Annotated in this window: 20 protein-coding genes; 19 read left to right on the top strand and 1 reads right to left on the bottom strand. The window is 33.7% G+C overall.

What is annotated here, in order from left to right; all coding sequences use genetic code 11:
* Nucleotides 1-4: 4 nt before the first annotated feature.
* The 19 genes from QL995_RS18815 to QL995_RS18725 all read left to right on the top strand — a co-directional run bounded on the left by QL995_RS18815 (nucleotide 5) and on the right by QL995_RS18725 (nucleotide 19,524).
* Nucleotides 5-550 carry a serine acetyltransferase gene (locus QL995_RS18815; protein ID WP_290294852.1) on the top strand — a complete coding sequence of 182 codons (546 nt, stop codon included), beginning with the start codon at nucleotides 5-7 and terminating at the stop codon, nucleotides 548-550.
* A 70-nt stretch (nucleotides 551-620) separates the two neighbouring features.
* Complete coding sequence (locus QL995_RS18810) at nucleotides 621-1,940, top strand: flippase (protein WP_290294851.1); 1,320 nt, start codon at nucleotides 621-623, stop codon at nucleotides 1,938-1,940.
* On the top strand, nucleotides 1,941-2,900 hold the full coding sequence (locus tag QL995_RS18805; protein WP_290294850.1) for a glycosyltransferase family 2 protein: 960 nt from the start codon (nucleotides 1,941-1,943) through the stop codon (nucleotides 2,898-2,900).
* Nucleotides 2,897-4,078: a VpsD family glycosyltransferase gene (locus QL995_RS18800; protein WP_290294849.1), complete on the top strand. Its 1,182-nt coding sequence runs from the start codon at nucleotides 2,897-2,899 to the stop codon at nucleotides 4,076-4,078. Before QL995_RS18805 ends, QL995_RS18800 begins: the two co-directional genes overlap by 4 nt.
* A gap of 1 nt (nucleotide 4,079) precedes the next feature.
* A complete protein-coding gene (locus QL995_RS18795) occupies nucleotides 4,080-4,556 on the top strand; it encodes a serine acetyltransferase (protein WP_290294848.1) in 477 nt (158 codons plus the stop codon).
* A 14-nt stretch (nucleotides 4,557-4,570) separates the two neighbouring features.
* Entirely contained in the window at nucleotides 4,571-5,767 is a 1,197-nt protein-coding gene (locus tag QL995_RS18790) for a hypothetical protein (RefSeq protein ID WP_290294847.1), read from the top strand.
* 369 nt (nucleotides 5,768-6,136) lie between these two features.
* Nucleotides 6,137-6,565: a DapH/DapD/GlmU-related protein gene (locus QL995_RS18785; protein ID WP_290294846.1), complete on the top strand. Its 429-nt coding sequence runs from the start codon at nucleotides 6,137-6,139 to the stop codon at nucleotides 6,563-6,565.
* Nucleotides 6,565-7,902, top strand: a complete 1,338-nt coding sequence (locus QL995_RS18780) for a phenylacetate--CoA ligase family protein (RefSeq protein WP_290294845.1) — start codon at nucleotides 6,565-6,567, stop codon at nucleotides 7,900-7,902. The genes QL995_RS18785 and QL995_RS18780 overlap by 1 nt, the downstream gene beginning before the upstream one ends.
* Before the next feature lie 4 nt (nucleotides 7,903-7,906).
* A complete protein-coding gene (locus QL995_RS18775; protein WP_290294843.1) occupies nucleotides 7,907-9,025 on the top strand; it encodes a sugar-transfer associated ATP-grasp domain-containing protein in 1,119 nt (372 codons plus the stop codon).
* Between the two features lie 12 nt (nucleotides 9,026-9,037).
* Nucleotides 9,038-10,099 carry a glycosyltransferase family 4 protein gene (locus QL995_RS18770; protein ID WP_290294842.1) on the top strand — a complete coding sequence of 354 codons (1,062 nt, stop codon included), beginning with the start codon at nucleotides 9,038-9,040 and terminating at the stop codon, nucleotides 10,097-10,099.
* Nucleotides 10,096-11,292 carry an aspartate-semialdehyde dehydrogenase gene (locus tag QL995_RS18765; RefSeq protein ID WP_290294841.1) on the top strand — a complete coding sequence of 399 codons (1,197 nt, stop codon included), beginning with the start codon at nucleotides 10,096-10,098 and terminating at the stop codon, nucleotides 11,290-11,292. The genes QL995_RS18770 and QL995_RS18765 overlap by 4 nt, the downstream gene beginning before the upstream one ends.
* A gap of 14 nt (nucleotides 11,293-11,306) precedes the next feature.
* On the top strand, nucleotides 11,307-12,038 hold the full coding sequence (locus QL995_RS18760) for a WecB/TagA/CpsF family glycosyltransferase (RefSeq protein ID WP_290294840.1): 732 nt from the start codon (nucleotides 11,307-11,309) through the stop codon (nucleotides 12,036-12,038).
* Nucleotides 12,039-12,118: 80 nt separating this feature from the next.
* Nucleotides 12,119-12,517: a 3-phosphoshikimate 1-carboxyvinyltransferase gene (locus tag QL995_RS18755; protein WP_290294839.1), complete on the top strand. Its 399-nt coding sequence runs from the start codon at nucleotides 12,119-12,121 to the stop codon at nucleotides 12,515-12,517.
* Nucleotides 12,518-12,737: 220 nt separating this feature from the next.
* The gene (locus QL995_RS18750) at nucleotides 12,738-14,141 is read left to right on the top strand and encodes an undecaprenyl-phosphate glucose phosphotransferase (protein ID WP_290294838.1); all 1,404 of its coding nucleotides are present in this window, start codon (nucleotides 12,738-12,740) and stop codon (nucleotides 14,139-14,141) included.
* On the top strand, nucleotides 14,125-15,339 hold the full coding sequence (locus QL995_RS18745) for an outer membrane beta-barrel protein (protein ID WP_290294837.1): 1,215 nt from the start codon (nucleotides 14,125-14,127) through the stop codon (nucleotides 15,337-15,339). Before QL995_RS18750 ends, QL995_RS18745 begins: the two co-directional genes overlap by 17 nt.
* Nucleotides 15,339-15,857 carry a polysaccharide biosynthesis/export family protein gene (locus QL995_RS18740; protein ID WP_290294836.1) on the top strand — a complete coding sequence of 173 codons (519 nt, stop codon included), beginning with the start codon at nucleotides 15,339-15,341 and terminating at the stop codon, nucleotides 15,855-15,857. The genes QL995_RS18745 and QL995_RS18740 overlap by 1 nt, the downstream gene beginning before the upstream one ends.
* A 22-nt stretch (nucleotides 15,858-15,879) precedes the next feature.
* The gene (locus tag QL995_RS18735) at nucleotides 15,880-18,087 is read left to right on the top strand and encodes a polysaccharide biosynthesis tyrosine autokinase (protein WP_290294835.1); all 2,208 of its coding nucleotides are present in this window, start codon (nucleotides 15,880-15,882) and stop codon (nucleotides 18,085-18,087) included.
* A gap of 14 nt (nucleotides 18,088-18,101) precedes the next feature.
* Nucleotides 18,102-18,830, top strand: coding sequence for a CpsB/CapC family capsule biosynthesis tyrosine phosphatase (locus QL995_RS18730; protein WP_290294834.1), 729 nt, complete (start codon nucleotides 18,102-18,104; stop codon nucleotides 18,828-18,830).
* Nucleotides 18,823-19,524, top strand: coding sequence for a VpsP family polysaccharide biosynthesis protein (locus QL995_RS18725; protein ID WP_290294833.1), 702 nt, complete (start codon nucleotides 18,823-18,825; stop codon nucleotides 19,522-19,524). Before QL995_RS18730 ends, QL995_RS18725 begins: the two co-directional genes overlap by 8 nt.
* 656 nt (nucleotides 19,525-20,180) lie before the next feature.
* Here the strand turns inward: QL995_RS18725 and rsmF are convergent.
* Nucleotides 20,181-21,632, bottom strand: a complete 1,452-nt coding sequence (rsmF, locus tag QL995_RS18720; RefSeq protein WP_290294832.1) for a 16S rRNA (cytosine(1407)-C(5))-methyltransferase RsmF — start codon at nucleotides 21,630-21,632, stop codon at nucleotides 20,181-20,183.
* Nucleotides 21,633-21,673 lie beyond the last annotated feature (41 nt).

Below are 21,673 nucleotides of genomic sequence, written 5' to 3'. Positions count from 1 at the left end.
TTAAATGATGACTCCATTTGAGCTAATTAAAAGTGACTTAAGCCGTCAAACTGGCCGTTATTCAAATAATTTATTAATAAAAAATTTATTAAACAATAATCGATCTTTTAAATATACATTTTGGTTAAGGCTTACTAGCTCCAGTAATTCGATATTAAAACTTTTTGCTCGATATATGCATACTCATCTTTCAATTAAATATCAGATTCAAATACCTAAAGAAGCAAAAATTGGCGCCGGACTTTATTTAGGGCATGCAACTGGAATCGTTATTAGCCCATCAGTAGAAATTGGAATTAACTGCAATATCAGTCAATTTGTAAATATAGGCAGCAATCACGGCAAAGCTGCCTCTATTGGTAATAATGTATACATAGGGCCTTTGGTATGTATTGTGGAAGACGTTGTTATTGAAAGTAATGTTACCATAGGTGCTGGTGCTGTAGTGGTTAAAGATATACCTAAAAATGCAACTGCAGTAGGGAATCCAGCTAAAGTAATAAACTGTAATTCACCAGCAAAATATATAAATAATATGTTCGAAAAATGAAATCGAATAGAGGGATATAAGCAGATGATATTAGATTTTATAAAATATATTATTAAGGCTATATAAGTCGATGTCTAGAAAAAATAACATCGGAAAAATATTTTGGTATGGGTTGGAAAATCTTACTACCATAGCTTTTGGACTATTGAGTGTTGTACTAGTTGCACGCTTATTTGGTCCTGAAAGTTTGGGTAAGTTAAGTTATATTCAAGCTATATCTGCTTTAACAGTATTTATAACTGTACTTGGTTTAGACCATATTATTGTAAAAGATTTAGCCCGCCAACCATCTAATACTAAATATATATCAACAATATTTATAACTCAGTTATTAGCTTGGGTTACTCAATGTGCAATTATTTATACCATTATATGGCACATGGGTGATGGGCATGTAGAAACCGACGTGTTTGTTATTTTTTGTTGGATTTCAATTTCGGTGTATTTCTCCAGAGCTACTGTTATAAAACTTTACTTTCAATCAGTTAACTTACCAAAAAATATTGGAATGTCAGCATTAAGCTCAAGATTAATAGCTCTAATGTATCTTTTTTATGCTTTATATTTAAAGTTACCCTATGAATATGTAATTGCCTTTATTCCATTGCAAGCAGCATTTCAATTTTTATTCTTGTTTTATGAGTATAAAAAAACACAAAAAATAGAGCTGCATTTTGATTTTAATATTTTAAAAAAAGTACTAAAAGAAGCTAAACCCTTGTTAATTGCAGGTGCGATATATCCACTTTTCATACAGGCAGATATTGTATTAATAACAAGTATGATGACCGAGGCTGATGCCGGTATTTACAGTGCTGCGGGAAAAGTAATTATGCAATTTGCTTTTGTGGGTACAATCATTACGATGGCGTTTTACTTGCCTTTAGTAAAAAAAGTTGATGAAAAAAGTGAAGATCTTGATTATTTTTTTTCAGGTCTTATAAAAATATTATTTGTTTTAGGACTTTTTAGTGCAATATTTGTAGGCATATTTGCTGACGATATTGTTAAATTACTGTTTGGTGATGATTTTATTGATGCTGCACCTATTTTAAAAATTCTCATTTGGAAAGTAGTAGTTATATATTTAGCTGCAGTATTTTCACGTATGTTAATTTTAATGAATTTAGCCAAATTTGAATTAATAAAATCTATAGTCGCTGCAAGTTTTAGCTTAAGTATGAATTACTTATTAATACCAATGTATGGATTATATAGCGCAGCAATAGTCTCAGTTTTATCTTTTTTTATTGCGGATTTATTTTTTTATGCTGTATTTAAAAAAACACGTCATATTTTTACCATGGCAATGCGAGCTATATTAGGGGTGTTTATTGCTCCAATTCAAACCTATAAAAATATTAACTATGTATTAGCGAGTAAAAATTAAATGTTAACATTGTCAATTATCATGCCCGTCTATAATGGTGAAAAGTACATTATAGAGTCTTTAAACTCTATTTTAGAACAATGGAATTGCTCATTTGACGTTGAAGTAATAATAATTAACGATGGCTCTACTGATAAAACTCAAGAAATAATTGAGAAATGCTACAATGATCAGCTTGAATCAGGATTATTTAAAGTAATTAATCAAAGTAATTCAGGAGTAAGTACAGCAAGAAATAATGGTATAAAAAAATCCACTGGTGATTATATTACGTTTGTTGATGCGGATGATTATATATTACCAGGGTATTTTTCTGATATTTTCTTTAACCTTAAAAGGTACTCAGTAGATATTTTAGAGTTTGGCTGCGTAAGTTTTAAAACTGATGCTGATATAAATGAAAACCCTATTATTTATACGCATGATAAATTTGGCTTGTTAGATACTAGTAAAGTTATAGCTGATATTTTCAGCAAATCAATATTTTATCCACCTTTGAGAGTAATTCGACGTCGTTTTTTTGAGGTTAATTTATTCCCTGTTAACGTTAAATTTTGTGAAGATCTAATTCTTTTGCAAAAAATATATAGTGAAAGTGAGAGTATTTATCACATAAATAAAAAGCTATATGCTTATCGTTATAATGTAAATGGAGCTACAAGGAATGTTAAGTATGAATATATACCAACTATGATTAATTTTTACATAAGTATTATAAATAGAAAAGAACCTGAAATTAATCACCTTAAACTGAATGTCTTATTTGTTATATATAAATTGCATGAAACTTTAGGTTTGAATTTTACCCTACCAAAAAAATTAAAAAGAGACAGTAATAAAGTATTTTTAAAATTGATTTTTGATAAAAAAATTAGCTATAAGAAAAAAATAATAATTTTCTGCCCTTCACTTTTTATGAGATTAAGAAATATATTAAAAAATAAACTTGGATTGTTATGATTTCAGAAAAAAATTGTTATAAAATTATGTTAATAATGCCTATGTCTACACTTAATTTTGGAAGTGAAAGTACAGGTGGAGTTGATTCTGTATGTCAGCTGCTATTAAAAGGTTTCCTTGAAATAAATGATCCACGCTTTACATATAACATCCTAATGTTTGACCCTAGTAATCGTGTTGAAATAAATGGCATGGTAATAAAGTTGAATGAAAATATATCAGTAACTCTTTTTAATGTTAACAATGGAAGCTTTTTACCTAATATAATCACTATATATAGAAATATTAAAGATCAGATATCTATTTTAAAACCTGATTTAGTGCATAGTCATTTGATGGCTTGGGGAGTAAACTTTTCTATAAAATCTAAATCAGTTATAACAATCCATGGTTATAAAAAAATAGCAAGAAAATCGCGTTCTTTTTTGAATAATATTATATATGAAGATCTAATACCATTTTTAGCAAATAAGATGGATAATAATTATACGTGTGTAAGTAACAATTTAAAAAACGTTATAAAAAATGAATTTAATAAAGATTTAGAAGTAATTTATAATCCAATTATTGAAGATTACTTTTCTACTAATTCAGAAAGAATGAGTACTGTAAGCACAGGAACTTTAAAACTAACTACATGTGGGCTATTAACGCAAAGAAAAGGTATCCACCATATAATAAAAGTTATGGAGATTTTAAAAAATAAAGGTGTAAAAGCTTCTCTCACTATTATTGGACCAATAACAGATCATGTTTATTTCAATAAATTAAAAAAAATGATCAAAGAAGCCAAATTCACGGATGATATACTTTTTAAAGGAAAGTTAGAAACAAAAGATATCAAAAAACTGTATCTAAATTCTGATATTGGGATTTTTTTATCAGAAGAAGAAACTTTTGGGCTAGTGCCGATCGAAATGCTTTCTACAGGCTTACCTACCATAGCAAGTAAAACTGGCGTAATAGAAGATTTTTTTTCATCAAAGCAAACTATAAAAAATCTTTCGATTGTTAATTATGACGATTACGATGGGATTGCTCAAATAGCATGCGGCCATGCAAAGTTTGGAAAACGACCCACAAGTGAAGACTGTGTCGATGTAAAAGATCTCTTTTCAAAAAAAGTAATTTGTGAGTCTTATAACGACTATTACATTAGAATTATTAAGGATGATTAAAATGAGTATATTTCAAGATTATTCAGTAAATGTTGATCCAAAATCTAGGTTAATCATGATCCTATACAGGAGTGGTAATCTTCTATACAGGAAAAGAAAAAAAATATCTCCTTTACCATATTATTTATTTCAAGTTTTTTACAGAGTTTTAGTTGAGTGGGTATTTTGTGTAGAATTACCATTAAAAACTCGAGTAGGAAAAAGACTTTCTATATATCATGGTTTTGGTTTAGTAGTTAACCCAAAGGTAACGTTAGGTAATAATATAAAACTTCGTAATGGAGTTGTTATTGGTAATAACGGTAAGTCCAAGACAGGCTCTCCAGTAATTGAGGATAATGTAGATATAGGAGCTAATGCAGTTGTTATTGGAGAGATTACAATTGGGTATAATACCAAAATTGGTGCAGGAACGGTTGTAACAAAAACTATAGAAAGCAATAAAGTGGTGGTTTCAGGAAAAGTGCGTATTTTATAATTTAAAGGTTAAATATGTTAGTTAAACTATATAAAAAAACAATTCCTTTTTCTGAAATTGTTTTATTCTCTTTTTTTTCAATATATATAATTGGAAATGGTCAGCATAATAAAAAATTTCTATTCTTATTTTTTTCTTATCTGCTTTTTATAAATATAAAAAACATAGTCAATCTATCAAAAATAACGCTCTTAAATTGGCCTTTTATATTAGTAATAATTTGGTGCTTCATTACATCGCTATGGTCTATTTGGCCCTCAGAGTCAAGATACACATCAATAACGCAAGTATTGCTTTTGTTTACTTGTGTACTTGTGACTTATAGTTACACCGTAGATAGAATATTACTAAATTTAAAATTAGCAGCTATTTTATTCATTATTGTTAATTTAGTTTACTTTTTTATTGCTCCTCTATCGTTTATTTCTTTAGATGGTGCTAAGGGAATCACGAATCATAAAAATTCATTTGGTTTTATAATTGCGATATCAATAATTATAATTTTTTCGTACTCTGAATTTAAAATCTTAAATCTAAAAATTTATGATAAATTATATTTATGTGTAGCTTTAGTTTTCTTGCTTCTTTCTCTTTCAAAAACATCAATATCACTTGTTTTTATTAGTATAATAGTTACATATTTATTAAGTAAAATAGACAATAAAAATTTAATTTTAGTAAGTTCAAGTTTAAGAGTTTTTTCTTTACCATTTGTGTTTTTTTTATTCACAATAATATACATATATCAATATGAAATTACTGATTACCTATATTACCATTATAATGACGACTTTTTAACGGGTAGAGGGCGGATTTGGATGACTCTGATACTTGATAATGTAGATCGTATGAATTTTGGGTTAGGCTTCGGCTCAGTTTGGGATAAGGGTGAGTATTCAGAGATATTTTTTACTGATATTTATGAGACTGATCCTTTATGGGCAGCCGGTTTAGCTAGTTCAGATGGCGGTTATACTGATTTGCTATTATCTATTGGGATTGTTGGAGTGGGTATATTTACATACTTCTTATTGACCGTATTAGCTGGGATTCTTTTGCTGAGAGAAAGTAAAGCTTTCTTCTTAATTTTACCGCTTTATATATTCATTATTTTACATAATATCACTGAAACCTCTTTCTTACTTGGCTCGGTAAGTATCTGGTTTATTTTTGTGTTAATTAGCTGTATTGCTAATCACAGAAAAATTTAGGAGATTATACATATACCAAACTGGATAATACTTTTCCAAAATTATCACAATTGTTTGTTTTTATAATTATCGTGTCATTACAAAATAAGTATCTCTCTTGCCAAAGACATAGGTGTATACACAATAACACAATTATCTGGCGAAATTGCAGTATCGAGATTGGTGTTGAAGCAGCTATGTTATATCTATTTCTTGAGATATCTAAAATTTGTAATGATATATTTATAGGTTTTAAATCTGTTGCAATTGCGCCAAGTTCAGTTGTTACAAAAAGCATAAGGGCTGATCGTATAGTGGGAGGAGCTTCTGCTAAATTAATTGGCATTTTCTTTATTATATTTAATTTTAACAATACGGCGGGAAAACATAATGCTACTGCATAAATTAGGTCACTTTTTTTATAGTAAGAGAATTCCATTATTACCAAAGTTTTTTACTGTTTTAATTAGACTTATTCATAACTGCGCTATCTTCTCTGAAACCAAAATAGGTAGCAAAACTATCTTCGCTTATGGTGGTATAGGTGTTGTTATACACAAAAAAGTTGTAATAGGTAATAATTGTATAATAGGCTCAAATGTTACTATTGGGGGCAAGTCAAGGTCGATTAATGTTCCGGTGATCGGTGATAACTGTTTTATAGCTACAGGAGCTAAAATTTTAGGGGAAGTAAAAATTGGTAACAACTGTGTTATTGGTGCTAATAGCGTTGTAATTATTGATGTGCCAGACAACAGTGTTGTAGCTGGTGTACCGGGTAAAATAATTAAATCGAACGTTCCAAAGGACTACTATTAATGTTTACGAATAAAATATATCAATTAAGCCCTATTTTAGTTCAAAATTTTTTATTAAGTATTAGAGCTTTCATAAGGCAGAAACTACGTGAGAATAAAGAGTGCGCAAAGCTTACTAGTGAACTGATGACTCACGATTTTGATATTAACGCATTAAGTAGTTACCAAACTAAAATGCAAAAAAAAATAATTAATGAAGCGACCCAAAATACTGAGTTTTATAAAACGAATGCAAAAGAAATAAGCGATTTTTCTTTTATAGATAAAAAAACTATTAATGAAAATAAAGACCAATTTTTGTCTTCAAAAAGAAATGGACCAATAATTAAAGGTGCAACTAGTGGGACTACAGGCTCTCCTTTGACAATCTTACAGAATATGGAATCTGTAGTTATTGAGCAAGCATTCGTCAACAGGATGATGGCTTGGGCTGGCTTTAAGGATGGTGATAAAAGAGCATGGATAAGAGGGGATATGATTGTTCCTTTAAATCAAAAAAAAGCGCCATTTTGGCGTTACTCTTATTTTGAAAACATGATTATGCTTTCTTCATTTCATATGAGTCAGCAGCATTTATCTAGTTATATTAAAGCAATGGCTGATTTTGATGCGCAAATAATTCAAGCATACCCATCTTCAATAGTCACACTCGCAAAATACTTAGATACTAATGATTTATATTACCCAGGTGTATTGAAGTCGATAGTTACCTCATCGGAGTCTTTGGCAAAAGAAGATAAAATATTAGTCGAAAAAAGATTTAAATGTACAGTATTTGATTGGTATGGCCTTTTTGAACGTGTTGCAGCTATTGGCAGTTGTGAGCACGGGTCTTATCATATCCTAACGGATTACTCTCACGTTGAATTAATTTCGGCAGGTAAAAACGAAGAAGGCAAGGAAAGAGCTGAAATAATAGGTACTAATTACAATAATTCACTTTACCCATTAATACGCTATAAAACGGGTGATCATGTGATTTTATCTGATAAAACTTCATGTGCATGTGGAAGAGTATTCCCTATTGTTGAGAGTATAGAAGGTCGGGTTGGCGATTACTTGGTCGCTGAGGATGGTCAAAAGGTACATATACTAAACCATATACCTAAAGGCGTTAATGGTTTGCTAGGTACACAATTTATTCAAAAAGAGTTAATGAAAATAGAAGCTCTAGTTACTTGTAATTCAGATTTTACCGACTCTGAGCGCTTAAAATTAATAATTAATATTAAAGAACGGTTAGGCCATAAAATGGAAGTCACTATAACTGTAGTTAATGATTTTATTAGAACTAAAAATGGCAAAATGAGACAAGCTATTTGTGAATTGCAAAGGTAGCAATATGAAAATGTTACAGTTATTAAAACATACAGTTATGGAAAAAATTCGGTGCCTTTATTTAATTAAGTTTAATTATAGGTACAAAGCAAATATGCAGCGTTTTAAGCAATCTACGGATAAAAAAGACATTGCTGTAATGAAGTTTGAAATTAAAGCATTGAAAAAGTATTGGGGGTGTTTTCCCTTGCAATATTTTAATCATGATTTTTACTCAGCTAACTGTACGTTGACCATTGATGAGATGAAGCAATTTATACCTAGTTATTATTTTTATAAGATTATATTTCCGCAGTATGATGACTCTAAAGCATTACTTAATATTGTAGAAGATAAAATAGTAATGGATGTTTTATTTGATGGAATGAACTTCCCAGCGGCAAATGTCATAGCTAAGAAAAAGACTCACTATATTTTTAATTCAAAAGGTATTGCACTAAATAACGATAGTTTTTCAGAATTATTGAGCTTCTCACATAGTGCTAAACTATTTATTAAACCTGCAAATGGGCGCGGGGGGAGCGGAATTTTAATTGCTAAAAAGCAAGACGATGTTTATAAAATTAAAGGCTCTGATTTAGAGTTAAATTTTGATTATGTTAGTAAGTTGAAAGGTGATTTTGTTATAGAAGAAGCTATTTCACAGCATTTGGATATCGAAGCCGTCTATGCTCACAGTGTAAACACACTTAGAGTTATTACAAAAAGAAATACCCAAGGGCAAGTAGAGATAATAGCTACGACGCTTAGAATGGGGTCGAAGGGTAGTGAAATAGACAATACATCTGCAGGAGGCCTTGTTATAGGTATTGATTTATTAACCGGTCACGCTTTTAGAGATTATGCGACACAAGAATATGGTTTAGAGCGTTTTTATGAACATCCAGACTCCGGTTTTAAATTTAAAAATTTAAAAATTCCTAATTGGTTAAATATTCAAAATGAAATATTAGAACTTGCGAATAAAAATATAATTTTGAATTTAACCGGCTGGGATATTGCTATAACAAATAATGGAATTGTAGTGATTGAAATCAATACATTATTTGGTATTGACGGATTACAGTCCGCATTAGGGGGCTTGAAAAATAAGTTTATGGAAAATTATACAGTAAAACTGTAAGGGATTATAAAATTGAAAAGTAAAATTTTAGTCATTAGTGTTTCTAATAAAGCTAAGGGTGGTGTTGCCTCAGTAGTTACCACATTTATGGATAATGATCTTTTAAATAAAGAGCATGATATAGAATATTTTCACTCTCACAACCCAAGTGGGTGGGGTAATAAGTACTTTTCGTTATTAATTTCGGCAATATATTTTCCTTTCTTACTATTATTTAAACGATTTAATGTTGCGCATATACATGGTTCGTTAAAAGGAAGTTTTCAGCGTAAAAGTTATTTTTTATTTTGGTTGAGACTTTTTTCCATACCAACGATTTATCAATGCCATGCAGCGCAAGTGGATAAATTTTTTGATAATTTAAATAGTAAACAAAAAAGCAGAGTAATTAATACGTTTAAAAAATATGAATTATGTTTGTGTTTAGGAACTAGTTGGGTAAAAGAATTTGAGCGATTAACGGATAGAAATTGGAATGTTTTATTCAACCCAGTTCCTGAAATTAAATTAAATAAAGTACAACACGATACTTGCAACTTTACTTTTATGGGAGAGTTATCACAGCGTAAGGGCATTAAAGATTTGTTAAATGCTTTTGCATTGTCATCTTGCGATAATGCTCGTTTACTAATTGCAGGGAATGGCAACATTCAAGAAATCCATGATTTATGTAGCACATTAAAAATTGCAGACAAAGTTGAAGTTTTGGGCTGGATCGATAAAGAACAAAAACTGGAGCTACTATCTCGCACTGATGTCGTTGTACTACCAAGTTATGCTGAAGGCCTACCTATGAGTATTCTTGAAGCTATGTCCGTAGATTTGCCTGTTATAACAACACCCGTAGGTGCAGTAGAAGATGCAATTACACACAATGTTCATGGCTTGTTAGTACAACCAGGTAACATAGAGCAAATTTCTGATGCATTAAATGAGCTCACACATAACATAGACAAGCGAATTCAATTTGGAAAGGCTGCCAAGGGTAAGTTTTTAGAGTGTTTTAAAGATGATGTAGTAGCTAAAAGCTTATCAAATTACTACCAGAAATTAATTATAAGGGCGGAGAAATGAGTTGTCAGGTTGGTTTAATAACAAAAAAAATGTTTCTTATCGCTAAAAGTGATGATTATGCAGGACAAGACCCATTTGATGGACTCAATAGTAAGCTATTTGAATTATTCCCTCGTTTAAAAAGGGGTCTTGTTGGGCTTGCTTGGATTCAGTTACATAAACGTTCAGCAGTAAACTTAAGACCATTATGCGGGGTACCAAAAAAGCGTAATCCTAAAGGAATTGGTTTATTTATTTTAGGTTTACTGGAAGACTATAAAGCAAAGAATGAGCAAATATATTTAGATGAAGCCATAGAACTTGCTGACTGGTTACTTACCCAGCAAAGCGATAAAACTACTTGGTTACATAGTTGTTGGGGATATCATTTTGACTGGAATGCACGCGCTTTTTTTGTGCCAAAAGGTAAGCCCAACGTTATTACTACTATTTATGTGGCACAAGCTTTATACGCATTAAGTGAAGTGACCGGCGGAAATAAATATAGAGAACCAGCGCTTGATAGTGCTCATTTTATAGTTAAAACTTTATACAAAGAAAGTGATGATAAACAGTTTTTTGGCTACATACCAGGTGAAAATACATTTGTACATAACGCTAGTCTATGGGGCGCTGCATGGGTAGCAAAAGTGGCTACACTTACAAGCAATGAACCTTATAAACAGCTTGCTTTAAACGCTGCGCGCCAGTCAGTAAAAGGTCAGGGAACTGATGGCTCTTGGGTTTATGGCGCTCGCCATCATCATCAATTTATAGACGGTTTTCACACAGGCTACAATTTAGAAGCATTACGCTTATTAAGTGACACTCTAAATACAGATGAATTTGAAGAGTCTATTAAGCTAGGATTACAATATTACAAAGAGCATCTATTCGAAAAAGACGGTACAGCTAAATATTATAATAACAACCGTTACCCATTAGACATGCATAGTGTTTCGCAAGCTATTTTTACGTTATTAAAAGTCGGTAAAACAGCCGAAGACTTTGCTATGGCTGAAAAAATAATAAACCGATCTATTGAAACATTGTATTTATCAAAAGAGCAGCGCTTTATTTATCAAAAAAATAAGCTTTTTACTAATAAAATAAACTACGTACGTTGGACCCAAGCGTGGGTTTATTATTCGTTTGCTTATTTTAATCGTAAAAAAATGAACAGCACAAAAAGTGCGGCTACTGAACAACTTTAAAAGCGGACACAGCAATGAAACGTATTGAATTTTTAAAAGCGCCTATGGATATAGCAACAATGGAAGAAACAGTTTCTTTTATTGAAAGTAGAATAGAGAAAAAGCAATTTTTACAACACGTGGTAGTTAATGTGGCAAAAATTGTGAACATGCAAAAAGATCCTGTTTTAGCTGATTCAGTAAGAGCGTGTGATTTAATAAATATAGATGGTATGGGCGTCGTGTTTGGGGCCCGCTTTTTAGGTCATGATGTACCAGAACGTGTTGCTGGTGTTGATTTATTTCATGAGCTCTTAGCCATGAGTGCCAACCGAGATTTTCCTGTTTTTTTACTCGGCGCTACCGAAGAGGTCGTTACTAAAACAGTTGATAATGTGACAGCGCAAAATCCTAATCTAACAATCGCGGGTTATAACGATGGTTACTTTTGGGATAATGAGGAAGCTGTCGTTAATAAAATACGTGAGTCGGGAGCTAAGTTATTGTTTGTTGCCATTACCTCACCTAAAAAAGAAAATTTTATCAATAAGTGGCAAGACAAACTTGGTGTTGATTTTGTAATGGGTGTTGGTGGTACGTTTGATGTTGTTGCAGGGAAGGTAAAACGTGCACCGCAGTGGATGCAAAATGCAGGTCTCGAATGGTTTTATAGGATTTTACAAGAGCCGAGGCGGATGTGGAAACGTTATTTTATAACTAATTCGAAGTTTGCTTTATATTTATTCAAAACGAAATTTTTTAGTTAATTTATTTATAGAACTAGCTTTAAATAATTTTATTTTAACTTTGTGGTTTAATTAATTATTAATTAACGGATTTTAATAACTTGTCGAAATTAAAAGCAGATCCAGCTATCCGTAGTTTGTTAAACCGCATGCCTAGTGATGTGCAGGATAGTTTTACCGAAGAACAGCTAGTTCATCTAAAAGTGGCTATAGGCGCAAGGCAGTGGGGTCAGCATGCAGTGGATTGCAGAGGTGTAATTAAGTTTTTTAAATACAGATACTATTTCGTTTTACTGGCTGGTCGTAACAGAAGAGAACTTAGTAAAAAAGAGCAAAAAATAGCAGCTATATCGCAGGCAATTACTATATCTATGTTTAGTTTTTTTGTTATTACAATTTTGCTACTTATTATTTATTTAGTTAAATCGGCTTTAGGTATTGATATATTTAGTAATTACTCTTTTGGGATATGGGCTTGGTTTAAGGAGTTGTTTAAATAAAAATAAGATGCTTCTGTTTGGAGGGGGTTTATAAATGTTTATGTAAGTTTATATTTGTTTTGTTTTGTGTAAGTTCCTCGCTACTTAAAGACATTTTGCATAATATTACTATATATAAAGTCATCCTTAATGTTGAATACTTTAGTATGATACTGTAACATTTGCCGCACAGTTTTGTGGAGCTTATTTCACTTTTAAGATATCTATAGGGATACATAGTATGACATCTTCAAGGACGTTTAAGCCTAATGGCTCGTCGGATGCAAATTTTTATCGATTATTCGATATTTTTGCATTGTTTTTAGCCTTTCAATGCTCAGCTTTGTTCTATAGTTTTGAGCTCACTCCTATTTATATGGTCTCGGTTTTAACCGTTGCTTTAAGCTTTTTATACTGTGCTGAAATATTCTCGGCTTATCGCTCTTGGCGTGCTGGTAAATTTAGAACTATGGTGCTTTGTGCTTGGGGCTCCTTATTTGCTGCATTTTCTGTTTTATTAGTTATATCGTTTGCATTTAAGTTTACTGAGTCGCTTTCGCGTATTGGTCTGGGTTTGTGGTTTTTGTTAAGCGTAACTTTTTTATATGCTTGGCGCCTTGCTGCATACTTATTTAAAAGAAGTAGACGTAAACTAGGGTTAAATTTGCGTAATGTTGCCATTGTGGGGGCTACTGAGTCAGCAGTGCATTTATATAACGAAATTACAAAAAATGACGAACTCGGCTTTAAGTTTTTAGGTTTTTATGACGACCGGGAACCAGAGCGGCTTTTTGAAAACTCAACAAAACACGATGTAGCAGGATGTATTCAAGATGCGGTTAATGCAGCTCGCAATGGTGAAATAGGTGTGTTGTATATTGCATTGCCAATGAAGGCAGATAAACGTATTGCCGATATTTTATTGCAGTTAGGCGATACAACGGTTGATGTGCATATAATTCCTGACTTTTTAATATCTAATTTAATACATGCACGTATTGAACATGTGGGTGATGTTGACACACTAAGTGTGTTTGAATCACCGTTTATAGGTGCTCGTGAATTTATAAAGCGCACTGAAGATATAATAGTAGCCTCTATTATTTTAATGCTGATTTCTCCAGTACTTGTTGCAATTGCGTTTGCTGTTAAATTTACCTCAAAAGGCCCTGTGATTTTTAAGCAAGACCGGTACGGGCTTGATGGGCGTAAAATTAAAGTATGGAAGTTTCGCTCAATGAGTGTTACCGAAAACAGTGCAGTGGTAAAGCAAGCCACAAAAAATGATGTGCGTATTACACCTTTAGGTGGCTTTTTACGCCGCACAAGCCTTGACGAGTTACCGCAATTTATAAATGTTTTAAAAGGCGATATGTCGATAGTTGGGCCAAGGCCTCATGCGGTTGCTCATAATGAGGAATACCGTAAAAAAGTAGAGTTTTATATGTTTAGGCATAAAGCAAAGCCAGGTATAACAGGCTGGGCTCAAATTAACGGATGGCGCGGCGAAACCGACACGCTAAACAAAATGGAAAAGCGTGTAGAATTTGACTTACATTATATTAAGCACTGGTCGTTATGGTTTGATATAAAAATTATTTTTATGACAATTTTTAAAGGATTTAAGAATGCGAATGCATACTAAAACACTTGCACCTATATTTGCTTTGTTAAGTGTAGGCGTTGCAGCACCTGCAGCTGCTAATTTAAAACCAGGTAGTTTTATAACTAAAGATGGCGCCGAAATCACGCCAACGTTACAAACGGGTATAAGCAATAATAACAACTTTTTTAGTACGCCAGAAAATGAAGAGTCGCGTACAATTTGGACTATTACTCCTAATATAAAGGCAGCTATTGAAGACGGCCCCGATAGTTACAACCTTGATTTAGGCACAAGTAGCTCTTTACACAATAAAGATTCTGACGATAATTTTACTCAAGTAAATATTGGTGCTGGTGTACATAAAGAATTTACCAGCCAACATCGTTTAGATTTTAATGGCAAAGCCGACTGGCTATACGAGCCACGTGGTAGTGGTTTAACTGAAGGCTTAGGTGACGCAGTAAACGAGCTTGTAAAGTATCAGCAACAAAATATTACAGCACGCTATGAATATGGTGCGCAAAGCTCAAAAGCGCAAGTTGCTTTAAACGCTGGTTTTTATAGTAAAAAATATCAAAACTTTAGAGTCGTGTCACAGTTTCGTGATTACGATAAATCGTTAATTGGTATTACCGGTTATTACAACACTCAAGCTGCTACACGTACATTTTTAGAGGTTAAGCAAGAAAATTACCGTTACGATTTTTTAGCAAGTAGCGGTATATCACGTGACTCAGACGACGTAAAAGTGCTGCTCGGTATGGAGTGGGAAGCAACAGCACTTACTTCAGGTTCATTTAAATTGGGTTATCAAAATAAAGACTTTAGCGCTAATGAGCGTGAAAGTTTTAGCGGTTTAAGCTGGGAAGCAGGGGTTAACTGGCAGCCACTTAGTTATTCTACAGTGCAATTAACAACAAGTCGCTCAGCTAAAGATCCGCTAGTACAAGGCGATTACATTAAAGAAAGTACATATGGGATTAATTGGACACATAGCTGGAGCGATTATTTAAGCTCACTTGCTGGTATTAATTACACTAACGAACAATACACTGGCGATGTTGGTCGTAAAGATAAAACTAAAAGTGCACGCTTGGGATTAAACTATGTTGCGAGCAAGTTTGGTATGGTTTCTACTTATGTCGATTTTATTGATAAAAATTCTACACAAAATGCAATTGAGTTTGATCGAGTCGTTGTAGGTGTTAATTTTACGTTTGCTTTAAAGGCTAACTAATGAAGTTTATTTTTAGTTTAACACTACTAATATTTAGTAGTGTTAGCTTTGCGCAAACAGCGCAAAGTTATGTAATTGGTGCTGGTGATAAGGTAGAAATAAAAGTATTTGGCCAACCTGATTTAGAGGTTACTGCACTCTTAGGTAATAGTGGTGAGGTTAATTACCCTTTTTTAGGTAAAGTAAAACTTGCCGGGCTCAATACCTCTGAGATTGAACAAGTTATAACGCAAGGTTTAAAACCTGATTATTTAGTAAATCCAAATATATATGTGCAGGTAATTGAATACCGACCTTTTTATATTCATGGTGAAGTTAAAGAGCCTGGCGCTTATCCTTATCAACCCGCAATGACAGTTAATCAAGCGATTGCGCTTGCCGGTGGTTTAACTGAGCGCGCCTCTATTGATAAAATATACATATTTAAAGAGCAAACTAAACAGCAGCAACAAAAAGGTAGTTTAAATAGCCAAATTGCAGCGGGCGATACCATAAAAATTGAACAACGGTTGTTTTAAGCAGTTTACAGGGCAGTATTTAATGAACCAAACAAATGAAAACCTAAGTAATAATGAAGAAATTATTGATTTAGGATCTTACCTTAATGTAATTAAACTCGCTAAATGGCGTATTTTAGGGTTTGCTACTGTAGTTACTTTGTTAACTATTATGGTGGCTTTGACCTTAGTGCCAAAATACATTGCGACGGCTACTTTACTTATTGAGGCTGAGCAAACCAAAGCTGTTAGTTTTGAAGAGATTTATGGTTTAGATTCGACTAAAAAAGAATATTATCTGACGCAGTTTGAGGTGATTAAGTCTGATAGTATTGCTCGTGAAGTAATTACTAAACTTAATTTAAAAGCGCATACAGACTTTATAGCTAAGCCCTCTGTTTTAGGTGAGCTTAAAGCTACCGTAAAAGAGCAACTCCCTTTTTTAAATAAAAAAGAAGTAACTGTTTACGCGCCTGAAGAGCAAGCTGAGCGTGAGATGTTAGGTTTGCTAGCTGCATTTAAATCGCGCCTTTCGGTATCACCTATTCGTAAAACTCAATTAGTAAGAGTGAGCTTTGAATCGAGCGACCCTAAATTAGCGGCACTTGTGGCTAATACAGTTGGTGAAGTATATATAGAAAGCCAAATGCGCGCAAAAATGGGTATTACACAGCAAGCTTCTAGCTGGTTAAATACACGCTTATCGCAATTACGTATTCAGCTTGATGACTCAGAAGTACGTTTACAAGAATACCGAGAACAACAAAAACTAGTTGATATTGAAGGTATAGCAGGGCTCGCCACGCAAGAGCTTGAGCAAATATCACAACAGTTAATTGTTGCCCGCAACGAAAAAAACAACCTTGAAAGCATTAATCGTGTAATAAGAGAGTATGGTAATAATAACTTGGAGTTATTAGGTAGTATGCCTGAAATTACATCGCACAGAGTAATACAGGACGTAAAGCGTGAAGTTATATTAGTTGAGCGTAAGTTAAGTGACTTAGGCGAAGTGTATGGGCCTAAACACCCTAAAATTATCTCAGCTAAAGCTGAGCTTGCAACGGTAAAAAATAATTTAAATAAACAAATTAAAGGCCTTATTACCGGTATAGAAAAAGAGCTAAATCGCATAACACGCACCGTGAGCGCGCTAGAGCGTGACTTAGTTAAAATACGTGCTGAATATCAAGATATAACTCGTAAAGAAACCCAATACAACCAACTAAAGCGTGAAGTAGAGACCAATCGTAATATATTTAATACGTTTTTATCTCGCTCAAAAGAAACCGAAGTAACAAGTGATTTTAGCTCGGCAGCTGCACGCTTTACTGACCGGGCCTACGCACCGAATAATCCAGCAAAACCAAATAAAAAATTAATTGTTATTTTAGCTTTTGTGGCAAGTTTTGGTTTTGCAGTAGTCATGAGCTTTATATTTGACGCGCTTAACGATACCGTTAAAACTAAAAGTGATGTTGAAAGTAAGTTAGCACAGCGTATGCTTGGGCTTTTACCGCATGTACAAACACCAAAAAATAGTGTGTTTCCGATACATGCTTATCTGGATGATAACTATAGGCGTTTTGCTGAATCGGTACGTACGTTCAGAACTAGTTTGTTATTAACTCAGTTAGAGCGCGATCATAAAGTAATAGCCGTAACATCAAGTGCTCCGGGTGAGGGTAAAACTACAACCTCAGCTAATTTAGCTATGTCGCTTGCTCAAATGGGTAAAGTATTGCTAATTGACGCCGATTTGCGCAAACCAAGTATAGCTAAGCGCTTCGATATACCGGTATTTCATCCGGGGTTAAGTAATTTAATCGTAGGTACTGAGCAGTTAAGTGAGTGTGTTCATGTAGATGGGCAGTCGGGTGTTGCTATTATGCCAAGCGGGCAGATCCCAGGTAATCCATTAGAGCTTTTATCTAACACGCGCTTTAGTGAAGTACTCGATATATTAAAAACTAAGTATGACCATATAATTATAGATACACCACCAACACAGGCTGTGAGTGACGCTTTAGTTATTGCACAGAGTGTAGACTCGGTAATTTATGTTGTTAAGTCGGATATTACACGAATTAAACCGATTAAAGCGGGTATTGAACGTCTGTTTGAATCTAAAGCTCATGTTGCAGGTATTGTGCTTAACCAAGTAGATATGAGTAAAAGTAAAGACGAGCATAGCCATGGTTATTACGACTATTATGATTACTCGCAAAAACCTGAACAACCTAATGCATAGTTAAATGCAAATCTATGATTGATATTCATTCTCATATTTTGCCAGGAATAGATGATGGCGCTAAAGATTTAAGTGATTCTTTAGCGCTATTGAATATTGCACAAAATGATGGAATAACCCATATGGTTGCCACGCCACATATACATATTGGGCGATTTAATAACTCGGCCTCGCAATTGTATAGCGAACTTGCTAATTTAAAAGCACAGGCATTAGTAAATAATATTGGTATTAAACTAGCTGTGGCCGCTGAAGTTAGGCTTGATGTAGAGCTAATGAGTTTAGTGCTTAGTAATAAACTCCCGTTTATTGGTACACTTAATTCAGTAAATTATTTATTATTAGAACTCCCGCACTCGCATGTACCGCAAGGTTACGATAAGTTTATAAATTGGCTAGCTAAACAAAATATAAAGGTGATTATTCCTCACCCTGAGCGTAATCGCGATATTCAAGCAAATCCTTTTTATATTGAGCGTTTAAAGCAATTAGGATGTGAGTTTCAATTAACGGCTTCAAGCATTGAAGGTGCATGGGGCGAAACTGCAAAAATTATTAGTATAGACATGCTAAAAAAGGGTTTAGTAACTTATATTGCATCTGATGCTCATTCAGTTAAGCGTAGGCCGCCTATTTTAAGTAAAGCTAAGCAAATAGTGAGCGAGCAAATTGGTCAAAATGATGCACATGATTTATTTTTTACTAATCCTAAGCGTTTAACAGAGTCGTTGTTTAATGAGTAATTTAAATACAAACCGCCTCACACAAATTGCTATACTTGCAGTTATTACATTAGCTATAGGTTATCAAAGCTTACAAAGTATGCGTGCAAATACATGGTATTTTAATGCACTCAATATTTTGAAGCAGCCCGAAGGTTCAATTACGGCTGTAGAGCTCAAACTTGCTAATGACGCTATTATCCTTGCTGTAGAATTAGAACCAACTCAATCTCATTACTGGCAGTTAAGTGCTTATATGAAAATGCTCAATTTAGCTGTAACTAGCGAGCAAAATAATAATAAGCTTTTGGTTTATCAACAAGCAGAAAAAGATCTATTAAAGTCATTAGAGTTAAGGCAAACATGGTCAGAAACTTGGATTGCACTAGCGCAAGTAGTTAGTTATCAAGAAGGGCCTACAGAACGAGTATATGAGTATATTCAGCAGGCTAAAAAATTTGGGCCGTACAAGTTTGATGTGCAGCTTGGTATTATTCAAATAGCTCTAATGAACTGGCAGAAACTATCTCCAAAGTATAAAGCATTGTATGTTGCTGAACTAAATTTAGCCGTTAAATATGGTTATAAATTTTATCAAGTTTTTGATGTGGCTAAGCAAGTTGATGCTCTACCTATTTTATGCCTATCGCTTAAATTTGGCCCCCACTTTGAAGCCGTTAGAACAAGGTGGATGTTTAAAAAACATTGTAACTAGGTTGGCTTTGAATGCGCTGAGTTTGTTTACGTTAAAGTAAAATGTAAAAAACCAATTGCTCAAAGAGAAGAGAATGAGGAGTAATGAGTAGACACCAAGTAAGCTATTCACGAATTGATTTATCACTTCTCTAAAAGCGCAGTGACTCATAACCTCTTTGTGAATATTTTTTCGGTAAACTCGTTGTTTTTAAACGCCTGCAAGCAGGACGTCTTGTATCTCTACAAGAGAATTGTGCTTACTTATAATCGTGAAGCGGGTTCACGTTAAAGTTAAATCTGAAAAACCAATTGCACAAAGAGAAGTGAATGAGGAGTAAATGAGCAGAGACCAAGTGATCTATTCAATTAACTGATTTATCACTTCTCTAAAAGCGCAGCGTCTCATAACTTCTTTATGAATACTTGTTTTTTGGTAAAGCTAAATTGTTATTATACTGCGCAAAAAATTGCCCAGAGGTTTATAAAAAACCTCTGGGCAATAAAATGACTCTAAATTGAGTCTAGCGTTAACTAAAAACTTTCTGGTTCGTTAGGGAGAAGAAGAAAGTACTTAAAACTATAGTAAAGCTACTCAATAAAGCATAACTAATTTTGCCACCTAGTTACATTTGATAACAAAGGATTAGATTAATTATGCGTAATTTGTACTTTAGTTTAACCCCAGCTTATTAACTGCGTATTTTGCACTAGATCGCGTGGTAGTGAGTTTTTGATCTTATTTTTTTGCCATTTACCCAGCCCGATAGGGCAACCACACAGCGTTAAAACTACTTCACCTATTGTTTGAGTTGCCTCAGTTAAGCGTATATCTTTACCTTGAAAATAATCATTTGCTTGCTCGTTATTTAACGCATATATATTAGTTCTACACTCATTGCCAAATACCGTTGCAAACTCATGGGTTAGCCTTACGCCATTTTTATGGATAATGCCAATTTGAATACCTAAGCGTGCGTACTTAATTTTACTTTGCACGGCTTCAAATCCCTCAGGAAATAGCCACAGTTCTTTATCGCGCTGCATTAAGTTGCCAGGTAGGTTAGTTAACCCAAAGTGTTTTTTAAGCGATTGCATAAACGCGACGCTTTGTTTTTTATCAAACTCGTTAAACGGAAACGCCCCTTTTTTAACAGTTTGATTTGGATTATCGCAACTTGCGTGTTTTTTAAATTTAGCGATAAAAAAGCCTTCGCTATCGAAGGTTTGCGGCCATACATGCAAATAGCCTTCACTTGTTGTTGCTTTACTTGCACCTTCAAATAAATCACTTAGTGACTCAGGCGCTATAAAGTCGCCAAATTCACTGAGTAAATAATCGCACACTTGTTGGTTTTCGAGCGGGGTAAGTGTACAAGTTGAGTACACTAAGGTGCCACCTGGCTTTAATGCGTAAAATGCACTTTTAATTAAGTCTTTTTGTACTTGGGCTATTTGTATGTTTGATTCTATTGACCAATTTTTTAGTGCATCGGCGTCTTTACGTACTGTGCCTTCGCCAGAGCATGGCGCGTCCAATAATACGCTGTCAAAGCATTCAAACATGTAGTTGCCAAATATAACGCCATCAAAGTGCGAGAGCGCACAGTTACCAACGCCCATACGTTTGAGTGTTGCGCTAAGTACCTTTAAACGAGATGACGAAAGCTCATTTGCAACAAGCACGCCTTGGTTATTCATAAGTGCTGCAAGTTGCGATGTTTTCGAACCCGGCGCAGATGCTATATCAAGCACATAATTATTTTGAGAGTCTGCGAGTTCAATGCTTTGCTTTAATGCGATAGGGGGCAGCATTGAGCTTGCTTCTTGCACGTACATAGCACCGCTTAGATGTAAGTCGGTATTACCAAGGGCTAGGTTTTGCTCTTCATCATTTGGGCGCTCTAACCAAAAGCCTTCACTGCACCATGGGATTGGGGTTAGCAGCCAATTTTTTTCAGTGGCACGTTTTACAAATTCTTCAATGCTAATTTTTAATGTATTAACGCGGATAGATTTTCTGAGGGGCCTACGACACGCATTTAAAAAGTCATCTAAGTTTAGATGCGCTGGTAAATAGGTTTTTACGTCATCAATAAAGTGCTCAGGAATAAAAGTGTTGGCGTTCACGCGTTAGCTCATACTATAAAAATAAAGCGCGATAATAGCAT

Origin of the sequence: Pseudoalteromonas sp. APC 3358, assembly GCF_030408075.1 — a bacterium.
GTDB classification, from domain to species: Bacteria; Pseudomonadota; Gammaproteobacteria; order Enterobacterales; family Alteromonadaceae; genus Pseudoalteromonas; species Pseudoalteromonas arctica.
Note: the sequence above shows the minus strand (reverse complement) of the source record. Positions and strands in the feature narration are given on the sequence as shown.